The 14,750-nt window shown below is 60.5% G+C and carries 13 protein-coding genes and 1 pseudogene; 5 read left to right on the top strand and 9 right to left on the bottom strand.

The features are described 5' to 3' along the window. From UB23_RS08570 to kdpF, 5 genes are all read right to left on the bottom strand, one after another. Positions 1-2,508 (bottom strand): sensor histidine kinase (locus UB23_RS08570; RefSeq protein WP_045058919.1); only part of this gene is annotated, 2,508 nt, incomplete at its 3' end. A gap of 90 nt (positions 2,509-2,598) precedes the next feature. After that, complete coding sequence (kdpC, locus tag UB23_RS08575; protein ID WP_045058920.1) at positions 2,599-3,144, bottom strand: potassium-transporting ATPase subunit KdpC; 546 nt, start codon at positions 3,142-3,144, stop codon at positions 2,599-2,601. A 162-nt stretch (positions 3,145-3,306) separates the two neighbouring features. Continuing rightward, positions 3,307-5,364 (bottom strand): potassium-transporting ATPase subunit KdpB, encoded by a 2,058-nt coding sequence (kdpB, locus tag UB23_RS08580; RefSeq protein ID WP_045058921.1) that lies wholly within the window; start codon positions 5,362-5,364, stop codon positions 3,307-3,309. A gap of 10 nt (positions 5,365-5,374) precedes the next feature. Further along, positions 5,375-7,069: a potassium-transporting ATPase subunit KdpA gene (gene kdpA, locus UB23_RS08585; RefSeq protein WP_045058922.1), complete on the bottom strand. Its 1,695-nt coding sequence runs from the start codon at positions 7,067-7,069 to the stop codon at positions 5,375-5,377. Positions 7,070-7,077: 8 nt separating this feature from the next. Next, positions 7,078-7,167 carry a K(+)-transporting ATPase subunit F gene (kdpF, locus tag UB23_RS28380; protein ID WP_007899818.1) on the bottom strand — a complete coding sequence of 30 codons (90 nt, stop codon included), beginning with the start codon at positions 7,165-7,167 and terminating at the stop codon, positions 7,078-7,080. Between the two features lie 405 nt (positions 7,168-7,572). Here kdpF and eat point away from each other — a divergent pair, with 405 nt between their 5' ends. Both eat and UB23_RS28385 read left to right on the top strand, forming a co-directional pair. Beyond that, positions 7,573-8,937 (top strand): ethanolamine permease, encoded by a 1,365-nt coding sequence (gene eat / locus UB23_RS08590; RefSeq protein WP_045058923.1) that lies wholly within the window; start codon positions 7,573-7,575, stop codon positions 8,935-8,937. Positions 8,938-9,166: 229 nt separating this feature from the next. Continuing rightward, positions 9,167-9,334, top strand: a complete 168-nt coding sequence (locus UB23_RS28385; protein WP_082069155.1) for a DUF2897 family protein — start codon at positions 9,167-9,169, stop codon at positions 9,332-9,334. A gap of 58 nt (positions 9,335-9,392) precedes the next feature. Here the strand turns inward: UB23_RS28385 and UB23_RS08595 are convergent, their stop codons facing one another. Beyond that, positions 9,393-10,244, bottom strand: coding sequence for an urea carboxylase-associated family protein (locus UB23_RS08595; protein ID WP_045058924.1), 852 nt, complete (start codon positions 10,242-10,244; stop codon positions 9,393-9,395). 186 nt (positions 10,245-10,430) lie between these two features. Between UB23_RS08595 and UB23_RS08600 the strand changes: the two genes are divergently transcribed. After that, complete coding sequence (locus UB23_RS08600; protein WP_045058925.1) at positions 10,431-10,988, top strand: TetR/AcrR family transcriptional regulator; 558 nt, start codon at positions 10,431-10,433, stop codon at positions 10,986-10,988. On the opposite strand, the gene fabF is transcribed toward UB23_RS08600, so the two are convergent. The 3 genes from fabF to UB23_RS08615 all read right to left on the bottom strand — a co-directional run bounded on the left by fabF (position 10,985) and on the right by UB23_RS08615 (position 13,613). Then, positions 10,985-12,259: a beta-ketoacyl-ACP synthase II gene (gene fabF, locus UB23_RS08605; protein WP_045058926.1), complete on the bottom strand. Its 1,275-nt coding sequence runs from the start codon at positions 12,257-12,259 to the stop codon at positions 10,985-10,987. The two genes, UB23_RS08600 and fabF, sit on opposite strands and share 4 nt — an antisense overlap. Before the next feature lie 22 nt (positions 12,260-12,281). Then, the gene (locus UB23_RS08610; protein WP_045058927.1) at positions 12,282-13,076 is read right to left on the bottom strand and encodes an SDR family NAD(P)-dependent oxidoreductase; all 795 of its coding nucleotides are present in this window, start codon (positions 13,074-13,076) and stop codon (positions 12,282-12,284) included. Between the two features lie 201 nt (positions 13,077-13,277). Further along, the gene (locus UB23_RS08615) at positions 13,278-13,613 is read right to left on the bottom strand and encodes a ComEA family DNA-binding protein (RefSeq protein ID WP_045058928.1); all 336 of its coding nucleotides are present in this window, start codon (positions 13,611-13,613) and stop codon (positions 13,278-13,280) included. 500 nt (positions 13,614-14,113) lie between these two features. On the opposite strand from UB23_RS08615, the gene UB23_RS08620 reads away from it, so the two are divergent. Together UB23_RS08620 and UB23_RS30215 are read left to right on the top strand one after the other, a co-directional pair. Then, a complete protein-coding gene (locus UB23_RS08620; protein WP_045058929.1) occupies positions 14,114-14,371 on the top strand; it encodes an acyltransferase family protein in 258 nt (85 codons plus the stop codon). Between the two features lie 66 nt (positions 14,372-14,437). Continuing rightward, positions 14,438-14,750, top strand: a pseudogene (locus UB23_RS30215) (hypothetical protein); the annotation flags it as partial.

Here is a 14,750-nt window from a genome sequence, read left to right on the forward strand (position 1 = left end):
GTGACTGGAGTTCAGAGATGTGTATAAGAGACCGGTGTAGAACATATCGAAAATCTTTGCCCGCTCGTCCTCCGGAATCCCTGGCCCTTCGTCGCTGACCGAGAAAAACAACTCGCTGTCATTGGCGCCAGCGCTCAACTGCAGGCGGCCCTGAGGCGGGGAAAACCGCGCGGCGTTTTCCAGTACGTTTACCAGCGCCTGTTCGATCAGCGCCGCGTGCACGTAGAGCAGCGGCAACTCCGGGGGCACTTCGGTGCTGACCTGCAGCGGCGCGAGCACCGCACGCAGGCGATTGAGCGAGCTGCCGACGATGTCTGCCGGCGACACCCAGTCCCGCGCCAGCTTCAACGCACCGTGGCCCAGGCGGGTCATGTCCAGCAGGTTTTGAATGTAACGATCGAGGCGTTCGGCTTCGTCGCGAGTGCCTTCGAGCAGTTCGCGGCGGTCTTCCAGCGGGATCGCTTCGCCGAGCGCCAGCAGGCTGTCGATGCTGCCGCGCATCGAGGTCAACGGCGTGCGCAGGTCGTGGGACACCGAGGCCAGCAAGGCACTGCGCAGTTGCTCGGTTTCACCGTGCAGGCGCGCCGCCTCCAGGTCCTGGGCCAGTTGCGCACGGGCCAGTGCCTGGGCGAGTGGCTGGCTCAAGGCAGTCAGCAGGCGGCGGCGCTGGCCGCTCAAGATATGACCTTCCCTGGCGCACACGCCGAGCAGCGCCAGCGGTCCGTCCTCTACCGACAACGGCCACCACCACCAGCGTCCCATCGGCAAAGTCCCGGTTCCCGCACCCGCCGGCTGATCGTGTTGCCAGGCCCAGTCGGCCGCTGCGCGTTCGGCTTCGGTGAAGGTCAACGGGCCACCGGTTTCAACTTTCCAGCCCGCCTGCCCGTCGCGATTGAGCAGGCACAGTTGTACGTCGCTCCAGCCGTTGAGGTGCTGCGCCGCCGCACTGACTACCGCCTGACGATCAGTGGCCGCGGTGAGTTTGCGCGACAGGTCGAGCAGTTCGCTGGTCTCTTCCTGGGTATCGCGCAGCGCCTGCAATTGTCGACGCTGACGCGCCGCGAGGTTGCCGGTGAGTGCGGCCATCAACAGGAAAAACAACAAGGTCAGCACGTCTTCTTCGCGCTGGATGCTGAAGGAAAAATTCGGTGGAATGAACAGGAAGTCATAGGTCAGGAATGACAGCGCCGCGCAGGCCAGCGCCGGGCCAAGACTGCTGCGCACGGCCACCAGCAGCACGGCCGCGAGGAACACCAGGGAGATGTTGGGCAGCGGCAACACACTGGCTACGGCCCAGGCCAAGGCACTGGCGAGCACGGTCGCGACCAGCGCCAGCGCATAGTCGAACCAAACCAGTGGCTGGGTCGAACGCGCGCGTGGCGAATGTTGCGCATGATCGCTGTCGAGCACGTTAATTTCCAGCCCGCGCGCGTTGCGCAACAACCGCGACGCCAGGCCGCCACCGAACAGGCGCCGGCGCCAACGCTGCCGGGATTGCCCCACCAGGATCAGGCTGGCGCGACGTTCGCCGGCATGCTGGATCAGGGTTTTCGCGACCTCGCCAGCTCGCAGTAACACCACCTCGCCACCCAGGCGCTCGGCCAGTTGCTGGGCACTTTGCAGGCGCAGGCGTGCCTGTTCGTCGCGCGTGCTGCCGTTGTCCACATGCACCAGGCTCCACGGCAGGTGACGACGCTGGGCGACCCGGCTGGCATGCCGCACCAGGCGCTCGGCCTGCTCATCGCCATCGACCCCGACCAGCAACCGACCGCGCACAGCCGGCGCATCCTGGCCGAGTTGGCGATAGCCCTGGGCCAGGTCATTGTCGACTTGCGCGGCGGCAGTCTGCATCGCCAGTTCACGCAAGGCCGTGAGGTTGGTCTGGGTGAAGAATGCATCGATGGCCGCCCGTGCCTGCTCCGGCACATAGACTTTGCCGTCGCGCAGACGCTCGAGCAATTCCCGCGGCGGCAAGTCGATCAGCAGCAGTTCATAGGCTTCCTGAAGCACCCAGTCCGGCAAGGTCTCGCGGACCTGCACGCCGGTGATGCCACGCACCTGGTCATTGAGGCTTTCCAGGTGCTGGACGTTGACGGTCGTGAACACGTCGATGCCGGCGGCGAGCAGTTCCTGGATGTCCTGCCAGCGCTTGGCGTGACGGCTGCCGGGGGCGTTGCTGTGGGCCAGTTCGTCCACCAGCACCAGCTTGGGTTTGGCCGCGAGCAGGCCGTCGAGGTCCATTTCCTCGAGCATGACGCCACGGTATTCCGAGCGCACCAACGGTTGCTGTGGCAAGCCGCCGAGCAGCGCTTCGGTTTCGGCGCGGCCGTGGGTTTCGACCACCCCGGCGATGACTTTCACGCCCTGGCGCAGCTGGGTATGGGCCGCTTGCAGCATGGCGTAGGTCTTGCCGACACCCGGGGCGGCGCCAAGGAAAACCTTGAGCCGGCCACGCCCGTCGCGGGGCAGGTCTGCTAGCAGTGCGTCGGCGCGGCCGGAGTTGCTCATCTGATATTGCCTTGTTCGACTTGGAATGGGGGTTACCGCGAAAGATCGCAGGCTCCGTGTAGGAGCTGGCGAAGCCTGCGATCTTTTGATCTACAGCTTTTCCAGCGCAATATTCAACGCCAACACATTCACCACCGGCGGGCCTACCAGCGGTCGCTCGATATGCGCATTCATCAATTGCTCAACCGTCGACACCGGCAACTGCCGCGCCGCCGCAACACGCGCCAGTTGATAGGCAATCGCCGCAGGAGGCAAGTGCGGATCGAGGCCGCTGCCGGAAGTGGTCAGTTGCGCCAATGGCACCGGTCCCTGGCCGGGCACCAGCAGTTTGTTGGCATCGTCGACCACCCGGGTCGCGAGCGCCGGGTTGCTTGGCGCGAAGTTGCTGGCACCACTGGCAACCGTGGCAAAGGCACCGGCTGAAGGTCGTGGATGGAACCAGGCGTCACCGGTGAAATCCTGGGCGATCAGTGCAGAGCCACGCACCTTGCCACTGGCGTCCTGCACCAGGCTGCCGTTGGCCTGGCTGGGGAAAGCGACCTGGGCCACACCGGTGACAACCAGGGGATAGGCAACGCCGGTGATCAGGGTCATGAGAACGAGCAGGCTCAAGGCCGGGCGGATCATTGTGGACATTTCAGATTCCTCGAATTCGGGTAACAAATTCTGTGGTTCGTGAGCAAACTGCCCCTGTAGGAGCGAGCTTGCTCGCGAAAAACTTGAGCTCAACGCGCTCATCCAGACAGAACGCGTCATCGTTAACTTCCATCGCCAGCAGGCTGGCTCCCACACAAGCGGTCAAACCAGATGCAATGCCGTCAAGAGCATGTCGATCGCCTTGATCCCCACAAACGGCACCACAATCCCGCCTAGCCCATAAATCAACAGGTTGCGCCGCAACAACGCCGCTGCACTGGCTGCCTGCACCCGCACACCGCGCAACGCCAGCGGGATCAGCACCACAATGATCAAGGCGTTGAACACGATCGCCGAGAGAATCGCGCTCTGCGGGCTGCTCAGATGCATGATGTTGAGCACGCCCAGTTGCGGATAGATCGTGGCGAACAGCGCCGGCAGGATCGCGAAGTATTTGGCCACGTCGTTGGCGATGGAAAAGGTCGTCAGCGCACCACGGGTCACCAGCAATTCCTTGCCGATTTGCACCACGTCCAGCAGCTTGGTCGGGTCGCTGTCGAGGTCGACCATGTTCGCCGCCTCGCGTGCCGCCTGGGTCCCGTCGTTCATCGCCATGCCGACATCAGCCTGGGCCAGGGCCGGGGCATCGTTGGCACCGTCGCCGCACATCGCTACCAGCCGACCGTCGTTCTGTTCATGCCGAATGCGCGCCAGTTTTTTCTCTGGCGTGGCTTCGGCCAGCACGTCGTCGACGCCCGCTTCGGCCGCAATTGCCGCAGCCGTCAGCGGGTTGTCGCCGGTCACCATCACCGTGCGAATGCCCAACTTGCGCAGTTCGGCAAAACGCTCGCGGATGCCGGGCTTGACCACGTCCTTGAGGTGGATGGCGCCGAGCAGTTTGCCGTCGGCACACACCAGCAGCGGCGTGCCACCGCTTTGGGCGATCTTGTCGATTTCCCGGGACAGCGCCGGTGCCAGGTCGGCGCGTTTCAGGCCGACAAACGCCAGCACCGAATCCACCGCACCCTTGCGGTAAACGCGGCCCTGATAGTCAACGCCGGACAGGCGGGTTTCGGCACTGAACGGCACGCTCGTCAGGGTCTCGGGCGACGGCTCTGGCTGTGGATGCAAGCCTCGCAGGTATTCGACGATGGACTTGCCTTCCGCCGTGTCATCTGCCAGGGAGGCGAACAGTGCACCTTCGGCCAATTCCCGGCCGCTCACTCCCGGCGCCGCATACACCGCCGTGCAGCGACGGTTGCCGAACGTGATGGTGCCGGTCTTGTCCAGCAACAGCACGTGTACATCCCCCGCCGCTTCCACGGCGCGACCGGACTTGGCGATGACATTCAAGCGCACCAGGCGGTCCATCCCGGCAATACCGATGGCGGACAACAAACCGCCAATGGTGGTCGGAATCAGCGTGACCAATAACGCCACGAGGAACACCAGCGGCAGGCTGCCATTGGCGAAATGCGCGAAGGGTTGCAGGGTCACGACCACCAGCAGGAAGATCAGCGTCAGGCCGATCAGCAGGATGTCGAGGGCGACTTCGTTCGGGGTTTTCTGGCGTTTGGCGCCTTCGACCAAGGCAATCATGCGATCGAGCGTCGACTCCCCGGGGTTGGCCGTGATCCGCACCAGCAACCAGTCCGATACCAGCCGGGTATTGCCGGTCACCGCCGAACGATCTCCGCCCGACTCGCGAATGACCGGCGCCGACTCACCGGTAATCGCCGCCTCGTTGACCGCCGCGATGCCTTCGATCACCTCGCCGTCACCGGGGATCATTTCCCCGGCTTCGACGCGCACTACGTCATCTTTGCGCAGGCTGGTGGCCGGCACGATTTGAAAGCTGCCATCGGCGGTTTTGCGCCGGGCACTCAGGCCCTCGCTGCCTGCCTTCAAGCTGTCGGCGCGAGCCTTGCCGCGACCCTCGGCCAAGGCTTCGGCGAAGTTGGCAAACAGCACGGTGAACCACAGCCACAGGGCAATTTGCGCGGCGACAAACGTCGGCACTGCCGGATCCGGAATGAAGCACAGCACGGTGGTCAGGATGGCGGTCAGTTCCACCACCAGCATCACCGGCGCACGCTGCAACTGGCGCGGGTCAAGCTTGACGAAGGCTTGCACCAGCGCCGGGCGCCACAGGGCCGAGATCGCGGTTTTCGGTTGTTCCGGCGCCTTGACGGCAGCCGGTTTGGTTGCGGGCATATTCATCATCAGCTCCTTAGAAACCCAGGCTCAAGTGTTCGGCAATAGGCCCCAGTGCCAAGGTCGGCAGGAAGGTCAAGCCACCCACCAGCAAAATGGTCACCGTCAACAAGGTCACGAACAGCGGGCCATGGGTGGGGAAGCTGTTCGGGCTGACCGGCGCGGCTTTCTTCAGCGCCAGGCTGCCAGCCAGCGCAAGCACGGGCAGGATGTAGCCGAAGCGGCCGATCAACATGCCAAGACCGAGCATCAGGTTGTGAAACGGCGTGTTGGCGCCGAAGCCAGCGAAGGCTGAGCCGTTGTTGGCGCTGGCCGAGGTGTAGGCGTAGAGCAACTGGCTGAAACCGTGCGGCCCCGGGTTAGTGACCGCCGCCACTGGCCCTGGCAGGCTGGCGGCAATCGCGCCCAGCACCAGCACGCCGACCGGCATCACCAGCAAAGTCACCACCAGCAACTGCACTTCCCGAGCCTGCAGTTTTTTGCCGAGGTATTCCGGCGTGCGGCCGATCATCAGCCCCGCCAGGAACACGGCGATCAGCACGTTCAGCAGCATGCCGTAGAGCCCGGCCCCCACACCGCCGAAGATCACCTCGCCGACCATCATATTGACCAGCGCGACCATGCCGCTGAGAGGGTTGAGGCTGTCGTGCATCGCGTTGACCGAACCGTTGGACGCCGCCGTCGTCGTCACCGACCACAGCACCGAACCGGTAGTACCAAAGCGCGCTTCCTTGCCTTCCAGCGGCGCGGTCTGTTCCACCGCCGCGTTATTGAGGCTCGGGTTCGGCTGGTACTCAGCCCACAACGAGGTGGCGCCACCAATGAGGAACAGCGCCAGCATGCAGGCAATGATCGCGCGGCTCTGACGCAGGTCCTTCACGTAGTGGCCAAACGTAAAGACCAGGGCCACAGGAATCAAAATGATCGACGCCAATTCGAACAGATTGCTCCACGCCGTCGGGTTCTCGAACGGATGCGCCGAGTTAACGCCAAAGAAGCCGCCGCCGTTGGTGCCCAACTGCTTGATCGCAATCTGGCTGGCGGCCGGGCCCAGCGGAATCACCTGATCGACACCCTGCATCGTCACGGCATTCACGTAGTGAGCGAAGGTCTGCGGCACGCCCTGCCACACCAGGAACAGCGCCAGCAGCAGGCACAGCGGCAGTAAGCCGTAAAGGGTGGCACGGGTCATGTCGACCCAGAAATTGCCCAGAGTCTTGGTGGACTTGCGCCCAATACCACGACACAAGGCCACTAGCACAGCCAGGCCGGTGGCGGCGCTGACGAAGTTCTGCACGGTGAGGCCGACCATCTGGCTCAGGTAACTGAGCGTCGCCTCGCCGCTGTAGGACTGCCAGTTGGTGTTGGTCATGAAGCTGACGGCTGTGTTGAACGCCTGAGTCCACTCCTGGCCCGGCAACTGCTGCGGGTTGAGCGGCAGATAGTCCTGGAACAGCAGAATCGCAAACAACAGCACAAAGCCGGCCAGGTTGAACGCCAGCAGCGCCAGCGCGTACTTCTGCCAGCTCTGCTCGGCCTGCGGATCAACCCCCGCCACCCGATAACAACCGCGCTCCACCGGCCCAAGTACCGGCGTCAGCCAGGTGCGCTGCCCTTCCATCACCTTGTAGTAGAACCGACCCAGAAACGGCGCAGGCACAAGCACCAACGCGAAGAATGCGAGGATCAGCCAATAGTCATAACTGTGCATACCCGCTCCTAGTTCCGGTCCGCGCGCAACAGCGCAACCAACAGATAAATGAACAGCCCCACTGCCAGCAGCAGTGACACTCCGTCCAGAACGCTCATGGAAGTTCTCCGTGTTACGGCGTATTGCCGCGTGTGGAGGTATTGTCGGGAGAGAGGCTGTAAAGGAACGAGATCGAGGGGTGTGGCGGGGGATAAAGAAAGCGTAAAGAGTGGGTTTATGCGGGCGTTACAGCGGTGCCTGCACCGGCACCTTCGCCGGCAAGCCCGCTCCCACGGGGGCTCGCGGTGTCAGGACTGACGCAGCCCAACTGTGGGAGCGGGCTTGCCCGCGAAGGCGGCATAACTGCCAGCATCGCCCCTCACTGGCGCACAACCAGTACACATTCAGCAACAAACATCCTTGATGCGACGTTTTTTCGCTCTTTACGACTGCAATCACCACACTGGCACGCCCACTGCACGCGCCCTCCCCCGAGCTTTCCAAACCGTTCAGGGAGCAAACGCATGAATACACAACTCAAACCCACGCTGGGTACGCTGCACCTGTGGGGCATTGCGGTCGGGCTGGTGATTTCCGGAGAATATTTCGGCTGGAGTTACGGCTGGGGCGTCGCCGGGACGCTGGGGTTTCTGGTGACTTCCTTCATGGTCGCCACCATGTACACCTGCTTCATCTTTAGCTTCACTGAGCTAACCACCGCCATTCCCCACGCCGGAGGGCCTTTTGCCTACAGCCGCCGGGCCTTCGGCGAAAAAGGCGGATTGATCGCCGGGTTGGCGACGCTGATCGAATTCGTCTTCGCCCCACCGGCCATTGCCCTGGCGATTGGCGCTTACCTGAACGTGCAATTCCCGGCGCTCGATCCCAAGCACGCGGCAGTCGGTGCCTACATCGTGTTCATGGGTCTGAACATTCTCGGGGTGAAACTGGCCGCGACTTTTGAGCTGGTCGTCTGCGTGCTGGCCGTTGCCGAGCTGCTGGTGTTCATGGGGGTGGTCGCACCGGCGTTCAGCTTCAGCAACTTTGCACTCAATGGCTGGGCCGGTTCGGATGTATTCGGCGCCCCGGCCATCGCCGGCATGTTTGCCGCCATCCCGTTCGCCATCTGGTTCTTCCTCGCCATCGAGGGTGCAGCCATGGCCGCCGAAGAAGCCAAGGACCCCAAGCGCACGATTCCCAAGGCCTACATCAGCGGCATCCTGACCCTGGTGTTGCTGGCAATGGGCGTAATGTTCTTTGCCGGTGGCGTTGGCGACTGGCGCACCTTGTCCAACATCAACGATCCGCTGCCGCAAGCCATGAAAACCGTGGTCGGCGAAAACTCCGGCTGGCTGCACATGCTGGTGTGGATTGGCCTGTTCGGCTTGGTGGCGAGTTTCCACGGCATCATCTTGGGGTATTCGCGCCAGTTCTTCGCCCTGGCGCGCGCCGGTTATTTGCCCAAGTCCCTGGCAAAACTGTCACGCTTCCAGACTCCACACCGCGCAATTATTGCCGGTGGTGTGATCGGTATCGCGGCGATCTACAGCGATGGCCTGATCAACCTCGGCGGGATGACGCTCACCGCCGCGATGATCACCATGGCGGTATTCGGGGCAATCGTCATGTACATCATGAGCATGCTCAGCCTGTTTAAACTGCGTAAAACCGAGCCGAACCTGGAGCGCACATTCCGCGCGCCGTGCTACCCGCTGGTGCCGATGATTGCGCTGCTGCTGGCGCTGGTGTGCCTGGTGGCGATGGCCTGGTTCAACACCTTGATCGGGCTGATCTTCCTCGGCTTCATGGCGGTGGGGTTCGTGTACTTCATGCTGACGGCACAACTGCGCGCCGATGCACCGGCCGATGCGATGCTGACCGGCCTATAAGCCATCCTCCCGGTAGGAGCTGCCGCAGGTTCGGGCCGCGATCGGACGATCTTTTGATCTTCGGCGTTCGTAATGACGCAAAAGTCAAAAGATCGCAGCCTGCGGCAGCTCCTACGTACCCGCCATAACAGGCCTACAATGGAACCACTGCGAAGAACAATCGCTCAAAGTGGTATGCACGATCGGCCGGCGAAATCCGCCTGCCGGCCTGCCCCTCAAGGAGAGCCCTATGCCCTGGTATGCCTGGTTGATTCTGGTTGTTGCAATCGGCTCGATCGTTGGTGGTCTGATGATGCTGCGTGATACTGCCAACAAGGTCGAACTCACCGACGAGCAACGTAAACGCGTCGCCGAACGCAATGCGGACATGGACGCCAAGGAAGCGAAAGATCGCTGAACACTAAGATCAAAAGATCGCAGCCTTCGGCAGCTCCTACCGGGGCTGCGATCTTTTTTTATTTTTCCCAGTCTGCCTTGGCGATGTGCAGGCCGTGCATTCCGTTGTATGCAGCACGCTCGGGCTGGCTCCAACCTTCCAGCAACTCATCTTCCAACCGATAAATCTCCACTCCAAGCGGACGACATACGCTCAACGGATCCTGCGCGTCCGGCCCCCACATCGGCAAAGACAAATCCCCTCCCGGGCAGGTCGACAGCGCACACAGCAAATCAATCTCGGCAAAGAATTCCAGGTAGTCGCCCTTCTGCGCCGGACAGGCTTTCATGAAGTACATGTCGTCATGATTGAGGCCTGTGCATTGGAAAATGTTCAACACGTCATGCACGTCAAACTCGGTCAGACCATGGGGTAATACGGCCCGGGTCAGGTTCGAATGGCAATGATGGTGAAAGTCCTCGCCCGTGAGCATTTTGTTCACATAGGGATCGCAACGCGTGCCCAGCAAGTCATGCAAGCGGCCACCGTGCTCGTCGACGCCATAAGCGGCCAGGCTGTCATCGGTGATGGTCACCAATGGCCGCAAAAAGGGCAGGTTCGACCACAGCCGGTCATGGGTACTGACATGCGCGCCTTGCAGTTGCCGGGTGCGGGCCGCCCACAGGCGTTCGCGGGGATCGTTGGCATTCCAGACGTTAAAATCACCCACTTGCGGGCCGACCGGTGTGGTAACTCGAAACACATGCCCAGCAGGGACATGCCACGCGCGCCCGGTGCGGATCGGGACCTCAAATTGCTCGATCAGCGTGCGAGCGTCCTGCGCCTCACGAATTCGGTTGTAAAACACAGTGTCCACCTGCAAAGCCGCGCCTTTGCTGACCTGATAGGCCGCTGGGTAATCTTTGAACATGATCGTCTCCTCGCTCAGGCAGACCGCCAAGGCTCAGCGGTCCCGGATGAATAAAAGTCTGCAGGCGAGCAAACACTATTCATGCCAGGTTGCGCTTTGAAGCATCCGGGTGCTTTTTTAGGAATAGAAGACAGTCACCATCTAAGCTTCCTTGGTTAAGATGATGTATTGCCGTGGAGATTTCAGATGCGTTACTCGCAGGATCACAAAGCTCAAACCCATCAACGCATCATCAAGGAAGCCGCTGCACGCTTCCGACGTGACGGGATTGGCGCGACCGGCCTGCAACCCCTGATGAAAGCATTGGGCCTGACCCACGGCGGTTTCTACTCACACTTTTCCTCCAAGGACGAACTGGTGGAGAAAGCCCTGCAGGCGGCGGGCGAAGAACTCGACGCGCAGTGCGCCATGTTGTTCGCCGAAGATCGTCCCTTGGACGCCTTCATCGACAGTTACCTGTCCGAGTGGCACCAAACCTCGCCCCAACAGGGCTGCCCGCTGCCGACCATGTCATCCGAACTGGGCTTGCGCGGGCAGCCGAGCCCGACAACCGATGCCGTTCTCAACGCAAGGCTTGAACAAGTGCAAGGCACGCTGGAGGGCGAACATGCCGACGACCGCAGCATCGTCATCATGTCGACCCTGGTAGGAGCACTGCTGTTATCACGCAGCGTCGAGAACCCCGGGCTGGCCCAGCGGATCCTCGACGTCACGCGCGAACACTTGAAGCAGTCCCGGGACTAGTCCTGCCAGCGCTTGAACAGCACGCTGGCATTGACCCCGCCGAAGCCGAAGCCGTTGGACAGCGCGTATTCAATCGCCATCGGCCTCGCCTCGCCATGGACAATGTCCACGCCTTCGGTGGCCGGGTCCGGGTCGTCGAAATTCAGCGTGGCCGGCGCCACCTGATCACGAATCGCCAACAACGTAAAAATCGCCTCGATCCCGCCCGCAGCACCCAGTAAATGCCCGGTAGCCGACTTGGTCGCTGTTACCGCGATTTTGTTCTCGGTGCCGAACAACGATTTGATAGCCGCCAACTCCCCGAGATCGCCGACCGGCGTTGAAGTCGCATGGGCATTCAGGTGTTGCACCTGATCCGGAGTAATACCCGCCTGCGCCAATGCCAAGGCCATTGCCCGGCGCGCCCCGCTGCCATCTTCCGGGCCGGCGGTCAGGTGATAAGCATCCGCGCTGGTACCGTAACCCACCAGTTCCGCCAAAGGCTGAGCACCCCGGGCCAGGGCATGTTCCAGGGATTCGATCACCAGAAGACCGGCGCCCTCGCCCATAACAAACCCGTCACGGCCACTGTCGAACGGCCGCGAAGCGCGCTCGGGGGTCTCGTTATAACCACTGGACAAGGCCCGCGCCGCCGCAAAACCGGCAAGACTGACGCGATCGATCGAGGCTTCCGCCCCACCACACACCGCAATATCCGCCTCACCACAGCGGATCAGCCGCGCCGCATCACCAATCGCCTGCACCCCGGCCGCACACGCCGTCACCGGAGCACCCAACGGACCTTTGAAGCCGTGCTGAATGGACACATGTCCGGCGGCAAGATTGACCAAGAACGACGGAATGGTGAACGGCGACAAACGCCGCGGCCCACGACTGTCCGTGGTACGCACCGCATCGGCAATCGCCCCGAAACCACCCACGCCTGAGCCGATGATCGTGGCCGTGCGCTCCTGGGCAGTGGCATCCAGCGCCTGCCAACCGGCCTGTTCCAGCGCCTGACGCGCCGCTTCCATCGCAAACACGATAAAGCGGTCCATCTTCTTCTGCTCCTTGGGCGGCGTCGCCCGATCCGGGTCAAACCCCGCCTCGGCATCATCAGCCAGCAACGGCACCACGCCACCGACTGAGGTCGGCAAATCGGCAACCACAGCGTCCGGCAACGTGCGTAACCCGGACCGCCCCGCCAAGAGCCGCGCCCAAACCGCGTCGACACCCGTGCCCAAAGGCGACACCAGGCCCATGCCTGTTACAACCACTCGACGATCACTCATACTGCAAACACCTCAAGTCGCCTCACTTGTAACGTGCGGCAGCTTTGCTCTTGGACAAATTCGGCGCCATCACATGACGCGCCGCTACAAAGGCATCCCAATCCGCCGCGTCGGGCAACGAAGGAATGGTGACAAGCTCACCCTGATCGAGACCTGACAGAGCAGCATCAACCATCTCCCCCGCCTCCATCACCATGTCCTCCGGGATCTGCGACGCATCAATGCCGGAGCGCTCCCAGATCTCAGTGCGGGTTACACCCGGCAAAACGGCCTGGACTTTGACGCCTGTACCATCCAGTTCCGCATTCAAGGACTGGGTCAGACTTAACACATATGCCTTGCTGGCGCTGTAAGTAGCATTGAAGCGCTCAGGAAACAGCGCCACGACCGAGGCGATATTGATAATCGTGCCACGACCCGCCTTGGCAAAACCGGCTGCCGCTGCTGAAGCCAACCGGGTGACGGCGGTTATGTTGAGTTGGATAAGGCGCTCAAGTTGATCCAGGTCGGAATTTGCCAACAGCCCATCCGCCGCGACACCGGCATTGTTTAGTAGGAGGCTGATGCTGGAGTCACTGCGCAGACGTTGCTCGAGTTTCAGCACATCGTCTTTTTGCGTCAGGTCTGCCTTCAGCACTTCAACCTGCACACCGTGGCTTGCGCGCAGTTTGGTCGCCGCGGCTTCCAGGCGTTCCTGGTCGCGGGCTACCAGCAGCAAGTCGAAGCCACGGGCTGCGAGGCGCTCGGCGTAGATGGCACCGATGCCGGAAGAGGCGCCGGTGATGAGGGCTGTTCCTTGAGATTGGGGGGAGGTCATCGGTGTACTCCTGTGGGGATTTCAGAGTCGTGGAAGGCCGAGATGGCTCTAGCTAACGGGCGACCATTTTATTATATGCATAATCTAAAGACAATATGATAGCCGTAATTTTTAATGACCCGACGAAAGGCGAGCGCAATCACGGCGGCCAGAATGCAAAAAGGCCGGTCAATGACCGGCCTTGCAAGCTCGCTGTTTAGCTTAGTTCACGACCAGCCTTTCGCGGTTTTTATCCAGGATCGCTTTACCGATCCCTTTGACTTCGAGCAGTTCGTCCACCGTAGCGAATGGACCGTTCATATCACGATACGCAACAATCTCTTGGGCCTTGGCTTCGCCTATACCCACCAGGTCACGCTGTAGAGTGGTTGCATCGGCTGCGTTGAGATCGACCTTGACTGCCTGTGGCTTAGGGGCAATTTCCCGAGTTGCGGTGGTCGCGCCAGTCTCGGCTTTCGGCGCGGGGGCTGCATGGGTGGCGAGGGAGAGGCTGGTGAGGAATGCAAAAACCAGAGAGGAGAGATAGCCAGTACGCATAGTTGAAGCTCCATGTCATCGATTTGGGAAAGCAGCTTCTCCGAAGCTGCCTTCCAAATTTAGGCGATGTATGGAGACTGTCAAAAGTGTGTCTGTTGCGGGATGTGAGATAATTGCAAACTCTTAACGACCCCGCATGTAAAGCGCTTAGCTGATCCCGGATGCCGTGCTGCAAATTCCCCCAGCAGCGAGCTCGCCATGATGCGTTCCGACGCATAAGTCGAAAAAATATATCTCTCTAAACAACAATGAAACCTCCCCGCAACACCAAGACAGCGCGTGGATCACTCCAATAATACTGACGATCGGTCGGCGACTTCAATCCGACGCGACAGACTCAGGAGCGCCATCATTGACATTCTTTTGACTTCCATGCGTATGCCGTTCCGTAGCCCGACGCTCCGCTTCTCAATGCATCCATAAGGTGGCATCATTCGCGATGAATTAAGCTAGGAGGTTTTGACAACTCATTCTGAAAAAAATGGAAGGTATTTTAACTGATGAATGATACTGCCAAAAAGTCACGAATAACACCAATTGACGGGCTGCGTGGATTCGCAGTTTTAGTAGTATTTGTTTATCACACGCTTGGTATCCCATTGAGTGGCGACATCGGCGTCGACATATTTTTTACAATGAGCGGTTTTTTAATCTCTTCCCAAATTTTTAATGAGATCAAAAGAACAAATACCATAAATATCGTCAAGTTCTATCTCAATCGCATCGTCCGATTGATCCTTGCATTTCTCGCCGTGTGAGTACTTTACTTGGCGATTTACTACTGCTTTGGAAAATACAGTTATCCAGCAAATGAAACAGCCGACATGACGACCATGCTCAGCATGATTTTCATGGCGAATATTTACTTAGCACAAGATCTGCACCCCATCCCTTTCCTCCAGCATACGTGGACGTTGGCGGTAGAGTGGCAGTTCTATATCGCATGGCCAATTATTTTGCTAACGCTTGCGAAATGTGGAATTAAGACAAAAAAGCTACTGGCAGTTTTAATTTGCGCGGGGATCCTCACAATCTGGATTCTGCGGATGGCTGGCGACAGATTCTTGCAGTTCGATGGAATTCTTCTCGGGTCGCTAATCCCACTTATAAAAGATTACCTGTCTCTTATACACGTCT

The organism is Pseudomonas sp. ES3-33 (assembly GCF_000952175.1).
Classification (GTDB): Bacteria; Pseudomonadota; Gammaproteobacteria; order Pseudomonadales; family Pseudomonadaceae; genus Aquipseudomonas; species Aquipseudomonas gregormendelii.